This window comes from bacterium (assembly GCA_035549195.1).
In the GTDB taxonomy this organism is placed as follows: domain Bacteria; phylum Oederibacteriota; class Muellerivitia; order Muellerivitales; family Muellerivitaceae; genus DASZRK01.
The window spans coordinates 1-20,506 of the sequence record DASZRK010000056.1 but is presented as its reverse complement, the minus strand read 5'-3'; the positions used below and the strand labels follow the sequence as shown (position 1 = coordinate 20,506).

General features: G+C 61.9%; 23 protein-coding genes. All 23 read right to left on the bottom strand.

The genetic code is table 11. The features are described 5' to 3' along the window. Positions 1-1,466, bottom strand: a 1,466-nt coding sequence (locus tag VHE12_10505; GenBank protein ID HVZ81207.1) for a ParB N-terminal domain-containing protein, incomplete at its 3' end; no start/stop codon positions are given. 571 nt (positions 1,467-2,037) lie between these two features. Next, on the bottom strand, positions 2,038-2,601 hold the full coding sequence (locus tag VHE12_10500) for an FUSC family protein (protein HVZ81206.1): 564 nt from the start codon (positions 2,599-2,601) through the stop codon (positions 2,038-2,040). A gap of 67 nt (positions 2,602-2,668) precedes the next feature. Then, the gene (locus VHE12_10495; protein HVZ81205.1) at positions 2,669-3,094 is read right to left on the bottom strand and encodes a PIN domain-containing protein; all 426 of its coding nucleotides are present in this window, start codon (positions 3,092-3,094) and stop codon (positions 2,669-2,671) included. Beyond that, entirely contained in the window at positions 3,091-3,318 is a 228-nt protein-coding gene (locus VHE12_10490) for a CopG family transcriptional regulator (protein HVZ81204.1), read from the bottom strand. The genes VHE12_10495 and VHE12_10490 overlap by 4 nt, the downstream gene beginning before the upstream one ends. Positions 3,319-3,454: 136 nt before the next feature. Then, on the bottom strand, positions 3,455-4,504 hold the full coding sequence (locus VHE12_10485; protein HVZ81203.1) for a glycosyltransferase family 9 protein: 1,050 nt from the start codon (positions 4,502-4,504) through the stop codon (positions 3,455-3,457). Then, positions 4,501-5,550, bottom strand: a complete 1,050-nt coding sequence (locus VHE12_10480) for a glycosyltransferase family 9 protein (protein HVZ81202.1) — start codon at positions 5,548-5,550, stop codon at positions 4,501-4,503. The genes VHE12_10485 and VHE12_10480 overlap by 4 nt, the downstream gene beginning before the upstream one ends. Positions 5,551-5,582: 32 nt before the next feature. Then, positions 5,583-5,894: a type II toxin-antitoxin system RelE/ParE family toxin gene (locus VHE12_10475; protein HVZ81201.1), complete on the bottom strand. Its 312-nt coding sequence runs from the start codon at positions 5,892-5,894 to the stop codon at positions 5,583-5,585. Beyond that, positions 5,872-6,156: a type II toxin-antitoxin system Phd/YefM family antitoxin gene (locus tag VHE12_10470; protein HVZ81200.1), complete on the bottom strand. Its 285-nt coding sequence runs from the start codon at positions 6,154-6,156 to the stop codon at positions 5,872-5,874. Before VHE12_10470 ends, VHE12_10475 begins: the two co-directional genes overlap by 23 nt. A gap of 26 nt (positions 6,157-6,182) precedes the next feature. Beyond that, the gene (gene waaF / locus VHE12_10465; protein HVZ81199.1) at positions 6,183-7,343 is read right to left on the bottom strand and encodes a lipopolysaccharide heptosyltransferase II; all 1,161 of its coding nucleotides are present in this window, start codon (positions 7,341-7,343) and stop codon (positions 6,183-6,185) included. Further along, complete coding sequence (locus VHE12_10460) at positions 7,340-8,416, bottom strand: glycosyltransferase family 9 protein (protein HVZ81198.1); 1,077 nt, start codon at positions 8,414-8,416, stop codon at positions 7,340-7,342. Before VHE12_10460 ends, waaF begins: the two co-directional genes overlap by 4 nt. Positions 8,417-8,531: 115 nt before the next feature. Next, a complete protein-coding gene (gene lpxK / locus VHE12_10455; GenBank protein HVZ81197.1) occupies positions 8,532-9,653 on the bottom strand; it encodes a tetraacyldisaccharide 4'-kinase in 1,122 nt (373 codons plus the stop codon). A 61-nt stretch (positions 9,654-9,714) separates the two neighbouring features. Then, entirely contained in the window at positions 9,715-10,980 is a 1,266-nt protein-coding gene (locus tag VHE12_10450; protein HVZ81196.1) for a glycosyltransferase N-terminal domain-containing protein, read from the bottom strand. Between the two features lie 149 nt (positions 10,981-11,129). After that, positions 11,130-11,786 carry a lysophospholipid acyltransferase family protein gene (locus VHE12_10445; GenBank protein HVZ81195.1) on the bottom strand — a complete coding sequence of 219 codons (657 nt, stop codon included), beginning with the start codon at positions 11,784-11,786 and terminating at the stop codon, positions 11,130-11,132. Between the two features lie 112 nt (positions 11,787-11,898). After that, positions 11,899-13,095, bottom strand: coding sequence for a lipid-A-disaccharide synthase (gene lpxB / locus VHE12_10440; GenBank protein ID HVZ81194.1), 1,197 nt, complete (start codon positions 13,093-13,095; stop codon positions 11,899-11,901). Between the two features lie 127 nt (positions 13,096-13,222). Continuing rightward, positions 13,223-14,347 carry a hypothetical protein gene (locus VHE12_10435; protein ID HVZ81193.1) on the bottom strand — a complete coding sequence of 375 codons (1,125 nt, stop codon included), beginning with the start codon at positions 14,345-14,347 and terminating at the stop codon, positions 13,223-13,225. Next, the gene (locus VHE12_10430) at positions 14,310-15,128 is read right to left on the bottom strand and encodes a 3D domain-containing protein (GenBank protein ID HVZ81192.1); all 819 of its coding nucleotides are present in this window, start codon (positions 15,126-15,128) and stop codon (positions 14,310-14,312) included. Before VHE12_10430 ends, VHE12_10435 begins: the two co-directional genes overlap by 38 nt. 91 nt (positions 15,129-15,219) lie before the next feature. Beyond that, a complete protein-coding gene (locus VHE12_10425; protein HVZ81191.1) occupies positions 15,220-15,783 on the bottom strand; it encodes an aminodeoxychorismate/anthranilate synthase component II in 564 nt (187 codons plus the stop codon). Next, positions 15,780-17,504: an anthranilate synthase component I gene (gene trpE / locus VHE12_10420; GenBank protein HVZ81190.1), complete on the bottom strand. Its 1,725-nt coding sequence runs from the start codon at positions 17,502-17,504 to the stop codon at positions 15,780-15,782. Before trpE ends, VHE12_10425 begins: the two co-directional genes overlap by 4 nt. Positions 17,505-17,612: 108 nt before the next feature. After that, positions 17,613-17,999 (bottom strand): phosphoribosyl-AMP cyclohydrolase, encoded by a 387-nt coding sequence (hisI, locus tag VHE12_10415; protein HVZ81189.1) that lies wholly within the window; start codon positions 17,997-17,999, stop codon positions 17,613-17,615. Positions 18,000-18,081: 82 nt separating this feature from the next. Then, positions 18,082-18,360, bottom strand: coding sequence for a hypothetical protein (locus VHE12_10410; GenBank protein ID HVZ81188.1), 279 nt, complete (start codon positions 18,358-18,360; stop codon positions 18,082-18,084). Positions 18,361-18,485: 125 nt separating this feature from the next. Further along, a complete protein-coding gene (locus tag VHE12_10405) occupies positions 18,486-18,758 on the bottom strand; it encodes a hypothetical protein (GenBank protein ID HVZ81187.1) in 273 nt (90 codons plus the stop codon). A gap of 272 nt (positions 18,759-19,030) precedes the next feature. Beyond that, positions 19,031-19,801, bottom strand: a complete 771-nt coding sequence (hisF, locus tag VHE12_10400; GenBank protein ID HVZ81186.1) for an imidazole glycerol phosphate synthase subunit HisF — start codon at positions 19,799-19,801, stop codon at positions 19,031-19,033. 192 nt (positions 19,802-19,993) lie between these two features. Beyond that, a partial coding sequence (locus tag VHE12_10395) for a HisA/HisF-related TIM barrel protein (protein ID HVZ81185.1) occupies positions 19,994-20,506 on the bottom strand: 513 nt, incomplete at its 5' end.

The following is a 20,506-nucleotide window of genomic DNA, read 5'->3' as shown; positions in this document are numbered from 1 at the left end:
TTGGAATAGAGCTGGTATTCCTGCTTGATCTGCATCTGGGTCTGTTGGGCCGAGGGGAAGAATTGCTTTTGGAAGGTGGGGTAATAGTCCGCCGTCAAAAGGCCTTTGAAATAGGCCAGGTCGTCGGACCACATGGCGCCGGAGCGGCCAAAGAAGTGGTCGCCGAATTCCTTGAGGAGGGGAATGCCTTCGGGTGCCCATGCTGGAATATGTTCGGCTTGCCCCGCGGCCGGTCCCGGATCCCTTTTTGGCACCTTTCCTTCGGACGGCGCCTTGGTCCGGGATGACCCATTCGTGGCCATTGGCTTGTGCCCAATGGCCGGGTATGGGCTGGCTGGTTGATTTTGAGAAATCTTGGCCTCAGGCGCCGGCTGAGCGGGAGCCGGAGAGGCCGGCGGCTGGGAGTTGACCCCGGCATGACCCTGGAAAAGGTTCGTGATCCCGTGGTACCCCAAAAAGACCAGTAACCCCAGGGCGACCAGGGCGTGGAGCATATAGCGCCGGGTGAGGGTCCCCAGGGCCCTCTTCAGGTTAGCGGCCAGGAACTTCCTCAGGGGGTCCGAGGTCAGGTAGAGGTAGAGCTCTTGAAGGGGTGTCGAGCCCTCTTTGGGGTCTCCGGCTTCGCCCGCCCCCCGGCTCGACACACCCAAGTCACGTCCCACACCTGGAGAGGTCTGGGACAGGGGTGTCTTCCCTTGGGGTTCCTGAGCAGCCTTGGGTTCGGGAGCCGGGGCGGATTCGAGCGCCTGGGCGGGGGTGGCCTTCGGGGCCGGCACAGGGGCCTTCCCCTTGGCGGGGACCGGGGCTACGCCCCCATTTTTAAAGGCGGCAACCATTTGCCGGACCTGGCCCATGGTCATCCCCTCTTCCAACACCCGGGGGAGGGCCTTTTCGACATCCAGAGGGGTTCCCAAGGCGGCCAATTCCAAAATTGGCCGTTCTTTGACGCGGTCAGGGTCCCCCCATTTTATAACAGTGTTATAAATCAGCTCCCGGGAGGCCGGGGTGAGGGCCTTGGCCAGCTTCAAGGCATAGCTGACCCGGGCCTGGGTAACCCCCAATCGGTCCGCCAGGTCGGCCTGGCTAAGCCTCTGGTCCCCCTGATTGCCCTCGTTGTAGAGCTTCTCAACCCGGATATCCCAATCGAGCCAGAAAACCGACTCCCCCTCATTGGAGCCCATGGCCAGGACCTTGGCCTGTTCCAGGGGGATGTCCATCACCTCGACCTCCACCTGGGTATGGCCCAGGCGCCGGAAGGCCTCCCGGCGTCTTTGCCCGGAGATGACCGCCCAGGGGGCCTGGTCATTCCCTTTCCAAACCAAGATGCGGGGCACCTTGCCTCCAGCCTGGATGTAGGCCATGAGGTTCTTGAGGGGCTCTTCGAAGATGACCTTGCGGGGGTTCCAATCGGGGACCACCAGATCGGCGACGGGCAGGAGCTGGATCACGGGACTGAGGGAATTCATAGGGACCTCCGGCATATAAAAATGGCGACGGAGGCAAATTAAAAAAAGGCCTTTGGATGTTCCAGGAAATTTTGGCGGGAGGATGAAAAAAGTGGGTCGGGGGGAGGATTTCGGACAGAGTTTGGGCGAAAACACGGACACCCAAGGCTCTCACCACGGAGACACGGAGAGCACGGAGAAGACCAAGACCCATTGAGCCACCGATGGCCCGCTTCATGAGGGTTCCGTAGGAACCTGCGGGCAATACCGATCCCATCGAATTCTTTAAGAAAGATCGGCATGCATGGGATACATGGGATGGAATTAAAGACAGAACGAACCAACACGAAACATCCGAAAACGCACAGGGATCCACCACAGAGACACAGAGGGCACGGAGAAGACCAAGACCCATTGAGCCACCGATGGCCCGCTTAATGAGGATTCCGTAGGAACCTGCGGGCCAATACCGATCTCATCGAATTCTTTAAGAAAGATCGGCATGAAGGGGATCAAGGGGATGGCCCTAAGAACGGACCGGATCCAACCCGAAGAGCCCTGCGGCCGGGCTCCCCATCGTGGACAATTTTCCTCAAAGTTTAATTTTCCCTAGCCTTTTATGGGCCTTGAGAGGGCGCCTTTTGGGTGAAGGCTTCCGACCCTCCCCATTGACGATTTTGAGGGACACCAGAGTGACCAGGAAAGCCACCACAATCCCGAAAGAAACTTCCAGGAACCTATGCAGGGCCACCATCCAAGGTGTTCCATGATGCGTGATCAGCATGACGATCGCGACGGTTACGCCGGCAAAGCGGTAGGTTTCCCAACGGCCGATGACCGCGCAGATGAGTGTGGTGATGAGGACCGCCAACGCGAAGGACCACAAGGAGGCGCCAAAGAAGGATACCGCGCAGGCGCCCACTAAGGCGCCGATAGCCGTCCCCGCCAACCGGCTAACCGAGGCCCTTTCCAGTTCCCCCAGGTCGGACTGCATGACGATGATCGCGCTGACAGCCGCCCAATAGGGTTCGGGCAGTTGAAGCAATCCAGCGAGGTAGAGAGCCAGGGTGGCCGCGGCGCTCGTCTTTACCGCTTGGGTGACAAAACCCGCCTGGCGTGGAGTCAAAATATCGCCCTGAACCTTCAAGGTCATCATTCGTACAGCCTTTTTACTTTCATCCACTCTCCAATCCGGGTCCCCGTCGTGGACACCAACTTAGGAATTACCCGAGTCTATCCGGCATGGCAACCGGCACTACTTGTCGGCCGTTTCGCCGGTACACCCTAAAATCACTATCGAAGGTTAAAATAACGGCTTTGGGATCCAGCTCGGACATTTTTACGAGGCAGGCGTCTGCCAACGACATGGGTAAGCTGGAATACCTGGACATTAAGGCTTCGACAGCTGTTAAGTGGGGTTCCAACCGGAAAGATAAGTCCAGTACGCCGCGATCCAACAGCCCAAACACCGCGTGGGCCCCGCCTTTCATCCCACGCACTAAAAAACAAGCTTCAGAAATAACTGCCTCGCAGGTCGCCAACGGAGGTTCAATGGATTCGAAGAGGTCGCGGGCCCAAGGGTGATATTGGTCCCGGCTATTCAATAACGCGACTAGGGGGCCAGTATCAACGATGTAGTTTTGTCTCATTCACCATACCCACGCATGTGCTTGGGTGCGGTGGATAAATCGGAGGCGCCACGGAGGGTTCCCACCAATTCTCCCGCCAGATCGGCGGCGGAACGTTTACGCTGTTTAGCAAGGCCGTTCAAGGCTTCCCTTAAAACGGCGGAACGGCTGACATGGCGCTTGCGGGCCAAGTTTTCCAATTCCCGCTCCAGGGATTCAGGAATTTTGACGGTAATGGTCTTCATGCGATCCTCCAACGGTAATACGGTTATGCCTCAATGGTAACACATATCTCCAGGAGCCATCAAGCGGAACAAAGCCCATAAAGATCGTCCAACGCGGGTCCCCGTCGTGGACAAGGAAAGCCCGGCATGACCGCCGTCAATTTCCCGGTGTCGTCGAACCCTTCAACGCGATCATTTCCAACGCGTTCCGGGCCATGGTCTTCACGTCCAAATGGGCCATGCAGGCCATGAGGGAACAATGGTCCAGCCCGCAATGGGAGCAGGGCACTTCCGCGTAGGCCGCCCGGTGGGGCGCGTCATAGGGGAACCAGATCTCCGGCTCCCCGGGCCCGAAGATGCCCAGCGTCGGCGTGCCCACCGAGGGCCCCACGTGCATGGGACCCGAATCGTTGGCCACCAGCACGTCCGCCGCCTCGATGAAGGCCATCAGGCCCCGGAGGTTCGGCTGGTCGATGACGAGCCAGTCCTTGTCCATGTGGTCCTGGAACTCCTCGGCCAGGTCCCCTTCCTTGGGCCCGAAGATATAGAGGGGCCGCACCCCGCTTTTTTTCAGCCAGAACCCCAGCTCGATGAACTTCTCCAGGGGCCAGCGCTTGGCGGGCCAGGAGGCGCCCGGGCAGATCACCGCCAGCTTTTCGCCGGGCTTCAGGGAGGCCCGTTCCAATATCCGTTCCACCTGGGCCTTTTCCGCTTCCGTGACCCCCGAGAGGGTCCGGTAGTTCCCCACCGGCAAGCCCAGCACCCGCACCTGGTCCAGGTAGGCCTCGGTCACCCGGCGGCGGCCGGAAGCGAAGGCCGGCGAGGAGGGCGGGGCCAGATGGGTATAGGCCCAACTGCGTCCCCGGTTCTCGAACCCCACCCGCACCGGCGCCCCGGAGAAGAAGGACAGGAAGGCGGTGCGCATGTTCCCGAAAAGGTCCAGCACCAGGTCGAACTTCTCGGCCCGGAGCTTCCGGTAGAAGGCGATCTGGTAGAAGGGGTCGTTCTTGCGCGAAGGGTCCAGCGCCAGCACCCCGGCGACCCGGGGATGGCCTTCCAGGAGGGGCGCGTAGGGGGCCTCGGTCAGGAACCACACCTTCGCGTCGGGGTTCGCCTTGTGGAACAGTTCGGGAAGGCCGGTGGCCAGGATGAGGTCCCCCAGGAAGCGGGGACGGAGGATGAGGATCTTTTGGAAGGAAGGGGTCAAGACCGGACCAGGCTCTTCAATGACCGTTTGATGGCCTTCAGGACGTCCTCGGGCTGGAGGGCCACCATGCACTCATGCTTCTTGTCCACGCAGACCGTCAGGCGGCAGGGGCGGCAGGGCACTTCCTTGAGCACTTGGGGATGGCGCTCGATCGAATAGGGATGGTCCTTCTGGATCGGGTCCGGCCCCCAAAGGGTCAGGGTCGGGGCGCCGACGCCGGCCGCCAGGTGGCGGTAGGCCGCGTTGACGCCGACCCAAAGGGCCGACTTCTGGTAGAGGGCCAGGAGCGGCAGAACTCCCCGGCCCGAATAGGACGGGAGGGAGGGCCCGGCTTGTTTCTCGATCTCCTGCAGGCGGTCCTTCTGGGCGGGCAGGCAGGTGAGGAAGGTCTTGACCCCGTTGGCGTCCAGCTCGCGGATCACCATGGCCCATTTGGAGGGATACCACTCCCGGGTCGGATAGGCGGCGAAGGGGTTCAGGGCCACCACCATGTCCTGGGCGCTGAAGCGGTTGGCCTTCCAGAAGGTCTCGGCGAAGGAACGGGCCTCGTCGGGAACGTTCCAGATGCCGCCCGAGCGCTCCAGGGGACGGGGCGCCAGCCCCAGGGCCCGGGCCATGAAAAGGTCCGTCTCGTAGGAGGTCCGCTTCCTCCCCGCGGGCAGGGGCACCAGGTGGTCGTAAGAGGCGTTCAAGCCGGGAAGGCCGGGGCCGATCCTCAAGCCCGCCCCGCATTGGGAGACCAGCCGGGAACTGGCGGCGCTGCCGGTCAGGTCCAGGGCCAGGTCGAAGTGGCGCTTTTGAAGGCCGGTCAGGAAGCGGCCCGTGCGCCAGGCCCTGAGGAGGAAGCCCCTCTGCCAAAGGCCCTCGGAGGAATAGGCCAGGACCTCGTCGGCCCAGCGGGAATGGAGGAAAAGTTCGTGGAGGTAGGGTTCGACCAGGACGGTGACGCGGGCCTGCGGGAACCCGGCGCGGACGGCCTCGAAGACGGGGGCGGAGAGGAGGGTATCCCCCATCGAGCTCAACTTCACCACCAGGATCCGTTTCATATCAGGCTCCCTGTCGCGAACAGCCTTTTTCGTCAACCAAAAGCCGAATCATCCAACAAACGGGATCCATGGATGATCCGAAGAATATAAACCGTTCTTTGGGAGATCCGGAAGATCGTCCGGTAATCCCCATAAAGGATATGACGGTATCCTGTTCCCAATACTTCGTTTTCCGGGACCGAGGGACATCTTTCAGGATATTGTTCCAGAGTGGCGATCTGGTGCTCCATGCGGGAGATGAATCTTTCGGCTTCCCGCCGGCTGTCCTTGGCGATATGGTCCCAAATTCCCTTCAGATCCTCCTCGGCGACGCGGGTGACCTTAACCTGATATCGAGCGGGCATGTTTGAACTCTTTCAAGAAGGCGCGGGCGGGGCGCACCCGATGCGAGGTCACATCCTTCTCGGCCGAAACAAGTTCGCGGGCAAGGTTCACGGCGCTCAAATAAACCTCATAGGCTTTCGCGTTCATGAGGACGGCGTCCGCCTTTCCATTGACGGTCAGCACGACCGGGCGGCCGGTCTTGTGGATCTGGTCCAATAGGCTCCGGGTATTGCGCTTCAGGTCCGTCACCGACCGAATATCCTCGGAAAACTTGATCCCCATGGCCGCTCCCTTGGTTAAGCATCTTATTAGGTGCTTAATTTAGCACTATTCCCCGCCCGAGGAGCGATTATTTCGGGACCGATCTTCCCCCGGCCCTTGAGCTTTTTCAGGACCGTCCGGTGCACTTCGTTCACCGAGATGGCGTGCAGGCACTTGTAGCCGATGGGGCAGGTCCGCTGGAAGCAGGGACTGCATTCGAGGTGCTTGTAAATGACCTCGTGCCCCTTCCCGAAGGGCCGGGTCCAATCGGGCGAGGTGGACCCAAAAAGGGAGACGGTCGGCGTCCCCACCCCGGCGGCCACGTGCATGGGCCCGGTGTCGTTGGTGATGAGCAGGCGGCAACGCGCCAGCATGGCCCCCAGGATGGACGGGGTCGTGCGCCCCGCCAAGAGATGGATGCGCCCCTCCCGCTTCGCGTCCCACCCCTCGGTCAGGGGCTTGAGATAGGCCTCTTCCTCCAGCCCCCCCAGGATCAGGAGGTTCTCCTTGCGTTCGGCCAGCAAAAGCCCCATCAACTCCTTCCAATAGGCCAGGGGCCAGCGCTTGGCCGGGCCATAGGTGGCGCCGGGCGCCAACGCGATATAACTCCCCTTCTGGGGAACGCCCATGTCCTTCCAGACCCGCTGAAGACCGGCCTTCGCCTCTTGGGGCACGGGGCAATGAAGGGCCGCCGTCCTGTCCCGAAGGGGCCGCCCAAGACCCTTTTGGACCAGGGCCAGGTACTCCGCCACCAGGTGCCGTTGCCGGGCGTCCGCCTGGGGCACCACCTGGGTGAGGAACAGGTCGCGCCCTTCCCCGCCCCACCCGATGCGTTCCGGGACCTCGCCCAGGAAAAGGAGGAACGCCGACGAGAAGGAAGTGGGCAGGACGAGGGCCTTGTCGAATTTTCCGGCCTTGATCCAGGCGGCGGTGGCCCAGTAGCCCTTCCAGCCCTTTTCCACGGGGATGAAGTCATCGACCCCGGGGAAGTTCTTCCAAAAATCCTCGAAGACGGGCTTGGCCAGGATGGTCAGGTGGGCTTGGGGGAACATCCGCCTCACCGCCGTCACGGCGGGGGTGGACATGAGGGTGTCCCCCAGCCAATTGGGCACGCGCACGAGGATCTTTAAAGTCTTTGAATTTCCTTCGGTTCGCAAAGATCCTCTCTCCGTATCTCCGTGTCTCCGTGGTGAATGGTTTTGGCTCATCGGCTCCGCCTCATCGACCGCTTCACCGCCCCTTCCACCAGGTCCACCGTCATGTCCTTCATGCACTTGAAGTGTCCCAGGGGGCAGACGTTCTTCCCGTGCACGTCGCAGGGCCGGCAGGGCAGGCCCGCCACCTCGACCACCGAATGGGGTCCCCAGGGCTCGAAGCCCAGCGAGGGGGTCGTGGAACCGTAGAGCACCACCACCCGGCAACCCCGGCCCGAGGCCAGGTGGGTGAGCCCCGAATCGTTGCCGATGAAAAGGTCGCAGCGCCCCAGCAGGGTGATGGACCTTTCCAGGTCCGCCGACTCGGCCAGGTTCAGCCCCCGTTCCAGGGGGGTCCCCCGCATCTTGGCCTGGATGGCTTGGATGAGCGGGGCCTCTTCCTTGCTCCCGAACCACCAGAGGGTGCAACGGTAGTCCTCCACCAGCCGCGAGGCCAACTCGGCGTAATTCTCCGGCATCCACTGCTTGGTCTTCCAAAGGGAACCCGGCCCCAGGCCCACCACGAACTGGGAGGGATGGATCTTGCGCCTTTCCATGAACTCCTTGAGGTCGGCGTTCTGTTTTTTGGAGACCGGCAGTTCGAAACGGATCTTCAGGTGGGGGCGGACCCCCAGCGGCTCCAGGACCTTCAGGTATTTTTGGATCGTGTGGAGGCTCGGCGGGCCTTGGGGATGCTTGACCAGCGCCCGGCGCCGCGCGCCCTCGCTCTGATAGACCTGCCAACGGGTCTTGCCCAGGAAGCTGGCCAGAAGGTGCGTCCGCAGGGAATCATGCAGGTCCAACACCAGGGTGGGCTTGAGGGCCTTCAATTCGCGGAAGTGCGCCCAGGTGCTGAAGAAGCCCGACCCCTTCAAGGTCACCACCCCGGCCAGGGCCGGGTGCTCGCGCACCACGGGGGCGTATTTCTCCTTGGTGGCGTAGAAGACCCGGGCCCGGGGGAAGGCGGCCAGGAGACCGTCGAGCACCGGAACGGTCAGGGCCACGTCCCCCAGCGAGGAATAGCGGAGCACCAGGATGCGCTGAGGCTCGGGTTTCTGTTCCGGGTCATGGGCCGGCTTTGGTTTCATGTTCGTTCCGATTATGGATTTTAAACGTTGAATTTTGAATGAACGAAAATTCCCGATGCTCCACCGGAGATCGACCGGGATCCATCATTAAGGACCCAGGATCCAATTTGGGCCATCAAGCTTTACCACAGGACAGCGAAATGTTCTTAAGGACCGTATCCCAACCCAGCCTGCCCTTGGACACCTGCCAGTCGATGTCCAGCACCAGCACCGGGATCCCCAGGTCCATATCCTTGGGCAGCTTCACCTCGTCCTTCCCCGTCGTGACCAGGTGGCTCAGGCCCCGCAATTTGGCGTCGGCGGCGATGAACTTGAGCTTCTCCCGGGTGTAGGCATAGTGGTCCTTCAGGTTGTAGGCGTGGCGGACCAGGACCTTATATTCGGCCAGGGTCCGCACGAAGGAAAGGGGATTGGCCACCCCCGAGAAGGCGCCCACGGGGACGCGGTCCAGGGTCGAGGGTTTGACCTCCTTCCCCGTGCGGATGTCCCTCAAGCCCATGGGCCGGTAGTTGGATTCCAGGATCAGGGCCCGGGGGTTGTGCCGCTGGAGCACGGTGCGGATATCCTCGGGGCTCCGGGCCAATTTCGCCTTGTTGAGGATGAAGACGTCGGCCTCGGAAAGCGCCTGCAGGGGCTCGCGCAGGAGGCCCGCCGGCAGCACCCAGCCCGTGCTGAAGGGATTGATGCCGTCCACCACCAGGATGTCCAGGTCCCGGTGCAGGCGGAAACGGCGCTGGTAGCCGTCGTCCATGATGAGAAGGTCGGGCCGGAACTTCTTCAGGGCCTCCTTGCCCGCCTTGTAGCGGTCCGGCGAGACCAGCACCGCCGCCTTGGGGACGCTCTTGGCCACCAGTACCGGTTCGTCCCCGCCTTCCTCCGGCCCCACCAGGCATTTCTCCCCGTCCGAGACCCAGGTGACCCCCGGCCGCCGGACGCTGCGGCGATAGCCCCGGCTCAAGACCGCCACCCGCAGGCCCTGGTCCACGAAATGGCGCGCCAGGGCGATGACGATGGGGGTCTTGCCCGTGCCGCCGGTGGTGATGTTGCCCACGCTGATGACCGGGCAATTGAGGCGATTACGCCTCAGGAACCCGGAACGGTAGAAGGTCTTCCGCAGCCACCACCCGCCCAGGTAAAGGAAGGAAAGGCCCCTCAAAAAATTGAAGAGGGCCCGGTCCCAAGGGGTCTGGGGGCGGTCATGCAGGAACTTGAGATAGGAGGTTTCGAAGTCGCTCAAGAAAGGTCCTTGGGAAGGCCGAAGCAGGGCGATCCTGACCCTTAAATTACCTTAGGGATAGTCAGGTGGAAAGGGGCCAGTGCTGGAGGACCTGGGTCACGGTCCGCTCGGTGGCGCCCCGCATGGAAAGGACCGCGTCGTGGCCCCGTTCCCCCGCCTCTCGGGCGGTCGGCGGGTCCATGAAGCGTTGGAAGGCCCGCACCAGGTCGTCCCCGTCGTTGACCAGGACGCCCCCGCCGGACTCGATGAGGGCCTGGGCGGCCTCGCCCACGTTCTGGGTGTAGGGGCCGAAGCAGACGGGCACCCGGGACAGGGCCGGTTCCATCACATTGTGCCCTCCGATGGGCACCAGGGTGCCGCCCACGAAGGCCGCCCGGGAAAGGGCGTAGGCCAGGGAGAGCTCCCCCACGCTGTCGAGGATCATGACCCGCTCCGAGTCCTGCCCCTTCTCCAGCTCACTGCGGGTGACGTTAGGGATGCCCAAGGCCTTCAGTTTCTCCCGGTGGACCGGCACGTTCTTCATGTGCCGGGGGGCGATGAGCACCTTGACCGACGGGTCCAGGGCCAGGATCTCGGGCAGCTTGGAAAGGACCTGGTCGTCCTCGCCGCTGCGCAGGCTTCCCAGGGTGAAGAGCACGTCCCGGTTGAGCAGGAACAGCTTCTCCTTGAAGTTCTGGACCTCCAGGGCCCCCGGCGCGCTGCGGTCGTATTTCATCTGGCCCGCCACCTGGATGCGCAGGGCCGAGACCCCCAGGGCCTCCAGGCGGTCGGCGTCGGTACGGGTCTGCACCAGGCAGAGGGCGAAGCATTCCAACGCCGGGCGGAAGAAGCGCTTGAACTTTTGGTAACGGGGGAAGCTGCGGTCCGACACCCGGCCGTTGATGAGAAGGACCGGAAGGCCGTTCTGCCCCGCCCGACGGAGCCAGTTGGGCCAGAACTCGGTCTCGGCCACCAGCACCATCACCGGCCGGAAGGCGTTGAAGGCGCGCTTCAGGGGCCAGTGCTCGTCCAGGGGGGCCAGGAAGACATGGTCGGCGACACCCTTTTCCATCGCGATCTTGCGGCCCATGGCCGAGGTGGTGGTCAGGACGATGCGGGCCTCGGGCTTGGCCTTGCGGAAGGCCTGGCAGAAGGGCGTGATGGCGTTGACCTCGCCCGCCGAGGCGGCGTGGAGCCAGACGTTGTAGCCCGAGGCGAGCTTTTGAACGTCCTCGGGGCGGTGGAAACCCAGCCGCTCCTGGAAGGTCCAACTGCGGTAGAAGATCCCGATGACCCGGGCCAGGACGTAGATGAGGAACATGGCGACGCGGTAAATAAAAAGGAGCATGAAGACCCTTTAGATCAAGACTTCCAGCGAAAAACCGTTGGAACAGGGATAAATACGGATGAATGGGATGGGAAAATCCAGAAGGCGAAAAAGATTTTCATCCCTGTTCATCGGCGTTCATCCCTGTTCCTTGGGTTCTGTTGAAGATCCTACGATCTCGCGAAATGATTTTCGGCCTCTTGGGTGACCCTGTCCATCTCGGCCTGGATCTTTTTGAGGTATTCCCCGTCGTCCCCGCCCTCGGGCGGGATGGCGATGGGCTCTCCATAGACGAACACCGCCCGGGAGAAGGGCTTGGGGACGATGAAGCGGTCCCAGCTCCTCAGGCGCCAGCCATGCTCGGCCGCGAAACCGAAGCAGACGACGGGAGCGCCGGTCGCCCGGGCGATGGTGACCGCCCCCATCTTCATCTCCCGCCTCGGGCCCCGGGGCCCGTCGGGGGTGATGGCGCAGCGTTTGCCCGCCTTTAGGTGGTCCACCATCTCACGGGTGGCCTCCTGCCCGCCCCGGGAGCTGGAACCCCTGACCGCCGTATAACCGAAGAACTTGCCCACGGTGGTGATGAGCTCCCCGTCCCGGCTGGCGGAGATCATGACGTGCACATCCCGGTCGCGGTGGTACCAGACGCTCATGAGGATGGTCTCGTGCCAGAGGGACCAGAGGGGGGGCTTCTCCTGTTTCGCCCTCGGCCCCAGGTCGGAGCGTCCCTCGGACTTGATGCGCAGGGTCAACCCCAAGAGGTGGATGAGGGGCGTGGCGACAAGGACGATGAGCCAGTCGGTCAGGGATAAGCGGTGTGTCTTCAAAGAAACACCGCCCGAACCACAGAGAGCACAGAGGTCACCGAGAAAGTCCAAAATACCTTGGGAAAGAACGAAAAAGGACTTCCATCTTTTTGGGGTCCATCGAGTGGCTTCATCATTCAAATATCCTTCTCTGTGCTCTCTGTGTCCTCTGTGGTTCGCCGCTTTTTAGCAGTTTCAAAATCTCGACGGCGGCCTTTTCCGAGGCCTTGGCGGGGCGGGCGATGGCGCGGTGGATCCCGGCGAAGGCCTTCAACTGCCCCTCCCGGAAGGACCTCTGGTCCAGGAGCCGGTTCGTCTCCGCCACCAGCCGGGCCGGTTTGGCCTTTTCCTGCAGCAGTTCGGTGACGACCGTGCGCCCGGCCAGGATGTTCACCAGGGAGACGTCCTTGATCTTGAGGAAGCGCTTGGCCAGGAAGCCGGTGACCATGGCCACCTTATAGACCACCACCATGGGGGTCTTGAGCAGGGCCGTTTCCAGGGTGCTGGTGCCCGACTTGATCCAGGCCAGGTCGCAGGCCTTGCGGACGTCGTAGGCGGGGCCTTCCACGAAATAGAAGGGGTCGTCGGGGGTCACCCCGTGGAAATCCCCGGGGGTCAGGCCCGGGGGCATCGGCACCACGAAGGCGGCGTCGGGGCAGGTCTTTCGAAGCAACCGGGAGGCCTTGAGGAAAAGCGGCCAGATCTTCCCGATCTCGCCCCGGCGGCTACCCGGCATGGCGCAGACCAGGGGGAACTGGGAGAGCTTGAGCCCCAGGGAGGCCAGGACCTCCTTGCGCGCGACCGGCTTCAGGTCCATTTCCTCCACGGACGGATTGCCCACGAAAACGGCGGGGATGCGGTGCTTCTTGAAGAAGACCGCCTCGAAGGGAAAGATGACCAGGAGCTTTTTGAGGACCTTCGCCATGACCTTCAGGCGGCTCGCGTTCCAGGCCCAGACCTTGGGGGCGATGTAATAGCAGACCGGGATGCCCATGGCATGGGCCCGGGCGGCCAGGCGCAGGTTGAACCCGGGGTAATCGACCAGGACCAGCAGGTCCGGCCTTTCCCCGGCCATCCACCGCTCGCAATCCTTGAGGCGCCGCAGGGAGGCGGGAAGCTGCCGGACCACCTCGGCGAAGCCCATGGCCGAATCCTTCGTCAGGTCCTCCCGGACCTCCACGCCCGCCGCCGCCATGCGGGGACCGCCCAGTCCGAAGAGGCGGACGCCCTTGTCCTTGCGCAAGAGGGCCTCGGCCACCTTGGCCGCGTGCAGGTCGCCGGAGACCTCCCCGGCGACCATCAGGATCTTTTTTTGTTCTTTCGAGCCCATAAAACCTCAGGAGTTTTCACCACAGGCCGCCTTCGGCGGCGCACAGAGAACACGGAGTTCGATCCTTTGACCTTAAAAAGATCTTACGACTTCTCGGTGACCTCTGTGTCCTCTGTGGTTCGAATCTTTAGTAATCCGGCGGGACGGGGATGATGGTGAAACGGAAATTGAAGTAGCCCAGCACGGCGTAGCCGCTGTTCCAGCGCTCGTAGCCCAGGTTGAAGGCGAAGAGACCGTCGATCTGGGAATCCAGCAGGATGGGGTCCTCGGCCATCGGGAAGGGTTTCCAGAGCTCGAACTTCCAGTTGGTCCCCAGGAACCGGGCATTGAACCCGGTGTAGAGGATGTTCGGCGTGTCGGCGTCGGTGATGGTGGAAAGCTTGGTGGTGGTCAGCGGGATCAGCTGGGAATAGCTCATGCTGGGGCCGAAGTCCCCGATGCCCAGGTCCTGGAAGGCCCGGTTGAAGCCGAAGACATAGCCGAAATGGACGGCGCTCTGGGGCTCCAAGGTCTTGCTCAGGACGGTGTAGATGCCCCCCACCGAATTGCCCGTCAACTGGAAGCTCGTGCTCCCCTGCCCCGCGTTGGTGTTGGTATTGGCGCCCCCGCCCCCGTTGAGGAGCTCGGAAAGCATCACCCCCGAGGCGATGCCCGGGGCGTCCCCTTCCTCCTCCAGCCAGGCGTATTTCACGTCGCTGGTCAGCAGCCATAGCCGCAGGGGGTTCAGCCAGTCCACCTCGGGCTTATCGGAGGACTTTTCCGCGATGGTCCCGATGATGTAGGAGAACCCGATGTCCCAATTGAACCCGTCCGTCCGGTCCCGGTCATTGGAAAAGGCGGTGGGCCAGAGGGCCAGGGCGGCCCGGGAAACGGGGGGCGTGTGGGTCAGGGTGGGTGTGTAGGTCATGGTGGGGGACTGGGTCCCGCTGGGGGTCGGGGTGGGGGTAAAGGTGTAGAAGAAGGGACTGAAACCCTCCATGGTCGGGACGGGGGTGTTGGTCACGAAGAAATTCTGGATGGACGTCGCCGTCGGGGTCGGGGTGACCGTGTCGGTGGACCAGGGATTCCAGGTCGGGGTCCAGGTAGGGGTCGCGAAGGGATTGGGCGTGAAGGTCTTGGTGGGCGTGGAGGTCGGGGAAGCGAAAGGGTTGGGGGTGTCCGTGGGGGACGGGCTCTCGCCAAGCGCCCAAACCGCGCCCGACGCCAGTGCCAGGCTAGCGCAGAAGATAAACCTTAACTTTCTTGCGACCAAAGCGGACCGCCTCTTCGTAAGTGTCGTAGCACAGATCGATCTTCATGCCCTTGATGGCGCCGCCCGTATCCGCCGCGATGGCGTAGCCGTAGCCTTCCACGTAAAGCCGGGTCTTCAAGGGGATGACCCGCCGGTCCACCGCCACCACCCCGTAGCCCGCCTTCAGGCCGGAGGCCGTGGTGCCGGAGGCGAAGGGCCAGGTGTCCTCCGGGCCGGGATAGTAGGCCGTGGCTTCCAGCGTGAGTATCTTACGGACCTGGGCCCTCTTTTGCAGGGGATAAAGCTTGCGCCGCATGGAGGTCCCCTCCAGCACGCGCGCGGGCTTGGAGGCCTTGAGGACCTTCACGCCCACCACCTTCTCGAAGGCATCCTCCCCGTTGAGGCGATAGGTCTCGGTGGTGACCTCCTGCTCGCCGTCCTGGCCCGTTTCCAGGTCGATGATCTCCCCCACGTTCAGGGTATCCGTATAGTCCCGTTGGACCGGGGGATGGACCTTCCTCTTTTCGGTCGTGACCTTGCGCTCCACCTGGCCCAGGTCCACTTCCATGCCTTCGACCACGGGCGTGTCCGGGGGCGGGGCCACCACGTCATGGGGATCCAGGCGGAAACCCCCGTCCGACAGGGCCTCCCCGACCGTTCGGCCCCGGACGCTCAGGGTGACGGGACCCGCGTCCTGGAAAAGGACCAAATGGACCGGCGGAAGGCGGTGCTGGTCCCAGGTCCATCCGGCCAGGACCGCGGCGGCCGTCAGCAAATAGTAGGGCCATCCCTTGAGGTTCATTCTGTCCCATTCCCCCGATGCGCCCAAGCCAAGCCCCGCCGGAAGCCGTCCCAAGGGGCCCAACGGCCCGAAAGGCGCCCCAAGGAACTGTTCAGGATCTCAGGAAATTGTTCAGGAGCGCCTTGCCCGATTCGGTCAGGATGGATTCGGGGTGGAACTGCACCCCTTCGACCGGCAGGGTCTTGTGGCGGACCCCCATGATCTCCCCATCCTCGCTGGTGGCGGTCACCACCAGGTCCGGCGGCAAGGTCTCCTTCTTAATGACGAGCGAGTGGTAGCGGGTGGCCCGGAAGGGATTGGGCAGGCCCTGGAAAACGCCCTTCCCGTCGTGGGTGATCTGGCTGGTCTTTCCGTGCATCAGCTTCCCCGCCCGAACGATGTCCCCGCCGAAGGCGTAGCCGATGCTCTGGTGGCCCAGGCAGACCCCCAGGATGGGGACCTTGCCGGCCAGTTGCTTGATCACGTCCACCGAGATGCCCGCTTCCTTGGGGGAGCAGGGACCCGGCGAGATGAGGATGTGGGAAGGCTTGCGGGCCAGGATGTCCGCCACCGTGACCTCGTCGTTGCGGACCACCTGGATGTCGGCGCCCAGTTCGCCCAGGTATTGGACGATGTTGTAGGTGAAGGAGTCGTAGTTATCGATGACGAGGATCATGACCGCACCCCCCGAACGCGCTTATGTTTTGCGTTCGGCCCTGAGCGACCGGAGGGAGTCGAACGGGCTTTCCCCTTTTTCCGTTCCCCTTTTTTCAGAGAGTTCTTTCTCTGTATCTCTGTGTCTCTCTGGTGAACGGAATTTGGTTTTGTCGTTTCCGCTTGGCCCACCGCCATGAGCACCGCCCGGGCCTTATTGCAGGATTCCATGTACTCGCTCTCGGCCACCGAATCGGCCACGAGCCCGGCACCCGCCTGGACATAGGCCATGGTCCGCTCTGAGCGGGCAGCGCGAGCATGCGGTGAGCCTGTCGAAGCCGTCGAACGGGCCGTCCTCTTCAACACCACCGACCGGATGGTGATGGCCGAATCCATGTTCCCGTCGAACCCGAAGGCGCAGACCGCCCCGCCATAAAGGCCCCGGCGGGAAGGCTCCAGCTCCTCGATGATCTCCATCGCCCGGATCTTGGGGGCGCCCGAAAGGGTCCCCGCCGGGAAACAGGACTGGAAGGCGTCGTAGGCGGTGCGGCCCTTTTGCAGGCGGCCTGTGACATCGGAGACGATGTGCATCACGTGGGAATAACGCTCGACGCGCTTGAAGTGGCCCACCTGGACGCTGCCGAAATCGCAGACGCGGCCCAGGTCGTTCCTCGCCAGGTCCACCAGCATGACGTGCTCGGCGATCTCCTTCTGGTCGGCCAGAAGGCTCTCCTCCAATTGCTTGTCCTCCTCCGGCGTTCTGCCCCGGGGCCGGCTTCCGGCGATGGGCCGGGTCTCCACCACCCCGTTCTGGACCTTGATCATCATCTCGGGGGAGGAACCCACCAACTCGACGCCACCGGCCTTGAGGATGAACATGTAGGGGGAAGGATTCAGGCGACGCAGGATGCGGTAGATGGTCACGGCGTCGGTGGCGACCGCCTTCTCGAAACGCTGGGACCCCACCACCTGGATGATGTCCCCGGCCTTGATGTATTCCTTGGACCTCTCCACCATGCCCCGGAAATCCGCCTGGGTCATGTTGGACGAGAACCCGAAGAGGTCGTTGGGACCCGGCTTCGTCACGGGGCCCACCGGGATCTCCCCCACGCCTTTCAGGGGCTTTTCCATCTTTTGGGACAGGACCGCCAAACGCTTGACCGCGGCCTTATAGGCCTTGGCCAGGTCGGTCTTGGGACCGATCTCCACATTGACGACCAAGCGAAGCGTCCTTTTCAGGTGATCGAAGAGGGCCAGTTGGTCCGTCACCATCAGGAAAAGATCGGGTAGATCCAGGAGGTCGGGTTTTTGGGAGGGAAGCTTCTCGAAATAGCGGACCGCGTCGTAGCCCACGAACCCGACCAGCCCGCCCAGGAAGCCTTGGGCCCCCTCGAGGGGCGCTTGGCGGATGGAGGCCACTTCCTTTTGGATGACCTGGAGCGGGTTCGGGTCCTTTCGGACCGTCCTTTTCTTTCCCGCTTGGTGGGTCAAGGAGCCGTTCTTGGCCTCATAGACCGCGGTGGGCTCGAACCCCACGATGGAGAAACGGGCGACCTGCTCGTTCTTCTCCACGCTCTCCAAGAGGAACCCGTTCTCCCTTTGGGCCAGTTTCAAATAGGCCGAAAGCGGCGTTTCCAGGTCCGACTGGAAAGCCAGGGATACCGGGATGCGGTTGTAGGTCTTGGCAAATTCGCGGAAGGATTCGAAAGAAGGGACAACGTTGGAGGAAATGACACTTTTCATGGGAGAGACTCCTTTAGCTGGATTTGAACGGCGCGACGGCTTTTCCGGGCTCTTAACCGAGCCAAGCGGAAATCCGCCAACGGTTCAAATTCACGCCAAAGGTCGATCTCATTTGTGTCCGTAAACCTTTTCGGGGTCGAAGACCTGGACGCCGACTTCCTTCCAGTTATCGCCCGACAATTCGTTGAAGAAGCAGGAGCGTTTGCCCGTGTGGCAGGCGGCGCCCCCGATCTGCTCTATTTTTACCAGAACGACGTCCTTGTCGCAATCCGTATAAAGGGCCTTCATTTTCTGCACGTTCCCGGATTCCTCGCCCTTTTTCCACAGCTTCTTGCGGCTGCGGCTCCAGTAGGTGACGTTCCCGGTCCGGATCGTGTGTTCGAGGGCCTCGCGGTTGGCGAAGGCGAACATGAGGATCTCGCCGGTCTTCTCGTCCTGCGCGATGACGGGAATGAGCCCGTCGTCTTGGAATTTCAGCGTATCGATCCAGCCCATGGTCTGCCTCCGAACGGTTGAATGAGGGGGTTAAAGTAAGTCTTCCGGTTTGAAAAAGCCAGGATTTTTTAGGCGGGAAAAGCTAGAACTTGCCCGGTTCCTTCTCGATGATCTGGATCTCGAAGGAAAGGCTTTCCTTGTTGATGGCCGCCTTGGCCACGAAAGGGTTCTTCCCCCGCCAGGCCCGGAAGAGGTCCGGGGATTGCTTCATCATGCCGTCGATGAAATATTCCAACTGCTTCTGGGCGAAGGCCTCGACCTTGTCCAGGGTCTTCTCGGAGTTCGGCTGGCTGGCGAAATACATGATGACGTTCTTGCGGATGAGCTTCTCGATCTCGGTCAGCATTCCCTTATCGGCCATAACAACCTCCCTCACCGCGAAGAAGCGAAGAAACGAAAGAAGAATTCATGTGTTCAATGATCTTTCTGGTTTTTGGATCGGGAGCCTTTTGAACATTCGCCCCTTCGCCCCTTCGTGGTAAAAGGCTAATTCTTATCCTCGGTGATCTCGATCTCGAACTTGTTGGCCTGCGACGACATGCGCAGGTGCACATGATAGGGATGGCCCTTGGCCCATTCCTGCTGGAGTTCCATGGACTGGCGGGCCAGGCCGTTGAGGAAGAAATCGAGCTGTTTCTGGGCGAAGAACTTCACCTTATCCGGTGTCTTTTCGGCGGGCTTCAGGGGGCCGAAATACTTGTTCACGTTCTCGTTGACGAGCTTCTTGATCTGGTCGAGGGCTTGTGGGGGAAGGCTCATCTTTATTCCTTTTTCTAAAAGCCGTCATTGCGAGGAGCAAGGTCCGAATAGGACCTTTTTTGCGACGTGGCAATCCCAGTTTACACTCATTCACTTCTTAAGGATCGGGCTTCGCCCGATGCGGATAATGAGTGTGACACAGTTTTCAATTTTGGGGCCAAAGGCCCCTTTGAAATGGACAAACTGTGTAAATAAGACTCATCCCCAGACAAACAAAAACCACCCAGGAACTGAGATTGCTTCGCCGCAAAATTCACGTCTCGCAATGACAACTAAAGCCTGACGGGTATGTTTTTGTACTTCAGGTATTCCTTCGCCTGTTTCACCGTGTACTCGCCATAATGGAAGATCGAAGCCGCCAGGACCGCGTCGGCCTTGCCCAGGGTGACCCCGTCCGCCAAGTGATCCAGGTTCCCCACCCCGCCCGAGGCGATGACCGGCACGGAGACCGCCTCCGCGATGGCTTTCGTCAATTCCAGGTCATAGCCGTTCTTGGTGCCGTCCCGGTCCATGCTGGTCAAAAGGATCTCGCCCGCCCCCAATTGGACCCCTTGCTTCGCCCATTCGACCGCGTCCTTGCCCGTCGCCGTCCGGCCGCCGTGGGTGAAGACCTCCCAGCCCTTGGCGGGGTCCGCGGGGTCCTTCCGCTTGGCGTCGATGGCCAGCACGATGCATTGGGCGCCGAACTTGTTGGCACCTTCCTGGAGCACTTGGGGATTCTCGACCGCCCGGGTGTTGAGGGAGACCTTATCGGCCCCGGACCTCAGGAGGGTCTTGATGTCGTCGGTGGTGCGCACTCCCCCGCCGACCGTCAGCGGCATGAAGACCGCCTCGGCGGTGCGGGTGACCACATCCAGCAGGATGTTGCGCTTCTCGTGGGAGGCGGTGATGTCGAGGAAGACCAGCTCGTCGGCACCCTCGGTGTCGTATTGCTTGGCGATCTCGACCGGGTCCCCCGCGTCGCGGAGGTTCTGGAACTTGACGCCCTTGACCACGCGGCCTTCCTTGACGTCGAGACAGGGGATGATGCGCTTGGCTAACATGAAAACCTCTTGGCCGCGAATTCACGCGAATGAACGCGGATTTTAAAAACCACTTCACTCTTCACCCAACCCGTTCCCCCAAAGGGCGCTGACTTTTCCGAAGCCGCGGAATTCCCCTTCTCCCTTGAGGGGAGAAGGCCGGGATGAGGGTGACTCGAATTACCATTTGCGAATATTCGCGCCGATTTGCGGCTACTTCTTCTTTTTCGCGCGGGGTTGCACCGGTTCTTTCGCGATCCTGATGGCCTGCTTCAGGTCGATCTTGCCCGTGTAGAGGGCCTTGCCGATGATCACCGAGGTGATGCCGTACTTCTCCAGCCGCTTGGCGTGTTCGATGTCCTTGTAGCCCGACATGCCGCCCGAGATGATGACCGGCACCTTGACGGCCTTCGCCAGTTCCTTGGTGCTCTTGAAGTTGGGGCCTTCCAGCATCCCGTCGCGCTGGATGTCGGTGAAGATGATCTGGCCCACGCCCAGGTCCACCATCTCCTTGGCCAGGTCCACCGCGTTGACCTTGGTCACCTGTTTCCAGCCCTTGATGGCCACGAATCCCTTCTTGGCGTCGATGCCGGCGATGATGGACTTGCCGTATTCCTTGACCGATTCCTTCACGAAATCCTTGTTCTGCACCGCCGAGGTGCCCAGGATCACGTAGTTCACGCCGATGGAAAGGACCTTATCGATTGTCTTCAGGTCGCGGATGCC

Excerpts from the sequence above, each read along its gene's own strand:
- VHE12_10500 (HVZ81206.1), bottom strand. The coding sequence starts at position 2,601 with ATGATGACCTTGAAGGTTCAGGGCGATATTTTGACTCCACGCCAGGCG.
- VHE12_10495 (HVZ81205.1), bottom strand. The coding sequence starts at position 3,094 with ATGAGACAAAACTACATCGTTGATACTGGCCCCCTAGTCGCGTTATTG.
- VHE12_10490 (HVZ81204.1), bottom strand. The coding sequence starts at position 3,318 with ATGAAGACCATTACCGTCAAAATTCCTGAATCCCTGGAGCGGGAATTG.
- VHE12_10480 (HVZ81202.1), bottom strand. The coding sequence starts at position 5,550 with ATGAAACGGATCCTGGTGGTGAAGTTGAGCTCGATGGGGGATACCCTC.
- VHE12_10475 (HVZ81201.1), bottom strand. The coding sequence starts at position 5,894 with ATGCCCGCTCGATATCAGGTTAAGGTCACCCGCGTCGCCGAGGAGGAT.
- VHE12_10470 (HVZ81200.1), bottom strand. The coding sequence starts at position 6,156 with ATGGGGATCAAGTTTTCCGAGGATATTCGGTCGGTGACGGACCTGAAG.
- waaF (HVZ81199.1), bottom strand. The coding sequence starts at position 7,343 with ATGAGCCAAAACCATTCACCACGGAGACACGGAGATACGGAGAGAGGA.
- VHE12_10460 (HVZ81198.1), bottom strand. The coding sequence starts at position 8,416 with ATGAAACCAAAGCCGGCCCATGACCCGGAACAGAAACCCGAGCCTCAG.
- VHE12_10450 (HVZ81196.1), bottom strand. The coding sequence starts at position 10,980 with ATGCTCCTTTTTATTTACCGCGTCGCCATGTTCCTCATCTACGTCCTG.
- lpxB (HVZ81194.1), bottom strand. The coding sequence starts at position 13,095 with ATGGGCTCGAAAGAACAAAAAAAGATCCTGATGGTCGCCGGGGAGGTC.
- VHE12_10430 (HVZ81192.1), bottom strand. The coding sequence starts at position 15,128 with ATGAACCTCAAGGGATGGCCCTACTATTTGCTGACGGCCGCCGCGGTC.
- VHE12_10425 (HVZ81191.1), bottom strand. The coding sequence starts at position 15,783 with ATGATCCTCGTCATCGATAACTACGACTCCTTCACCTACAACATCGTC.
- trpE (HVZ81190.1), bottom strand. The coding sequence starts at position 17,504 with ATGAAAAGTGTCATTTCCTCCAACGTTGTCCCTTCTTTCGAATCCTTC.
- hisI (HVZ81189.1), bottom strand. The coding sequence starts at position 17,999 with ATGGGCTGGATCGATACGCTGAAATTCCAAGACGACGGGCTCATTCCC.
- VHE12_10410 (HVZ81188.1), bottom strand. The coding sequence starts at position 18,360 with ATGGCCGATAAGGGAATGCTGACCGAGATCGAGAAGCTCATCCGCAAG.
- VHE12_10405 (HVZ81187.1), bottom strand. The coding sequence starts at position 18,758 with ATGAGCCTTCCCCCACAAGCCCTCGACCAGATCAAGAAGCTCGTCAAC.
- hisF (HVZ81186.1), bottom strand. The coding sequence starts at position 19,801 with ATGTTAGCCAAGCGCATCATCCCCTGTCTCGACGTCAAGGAAGGCCGC.